This is a genomic window from Dolichospermum planctonicum (genome assembly GCF_005402965.1).
GTDB classification, from domain to species: domain Bacteria; phylum Cyanobacteriota; class Cyanobacteriia; order Cyanobacteriales; family Nostocaceae; genus Dolichospermum; species Dolichospermum planctonicum.
In genome coordinates this window covers 1-200 of sequence record NZ_BJCF01000201.1, presented here as the reverse complement: position 1 = coordinate 200, position 200 = coordinate 1, and the positions used below count along the sequence as shown (strand labels likewise).

Here is a 200-nt window from a genome sequence, read left to right as displayed (position 1 = left end):
TGCTACATACATTACTGTACTTCCACATAGAGCCTATTAACGGGTGTTCTGCCCGTGACCTTACCTACTTACCGTAGTGAGAGTACTCATCTTGAGGTGGGCTTCCCACTTAGATGCTTTCAGCGGTTATCCTCTCCGCACTTGGCTACCCAGCGTTTACTGTTGGTACAATAACTGGCACACCAGCGGTGCGTTCCTCC

The 200-nt window shown here is 50.0% G+C and carries 1 rRNA gene; it reads right to left on the bottom strand.

Annotated elements, in window-relative coordinates:
* Window positions 1-200 (bottom strand): 23S ribosomal RNA (locus FFO06_RS21010); the annotation flags it as partial.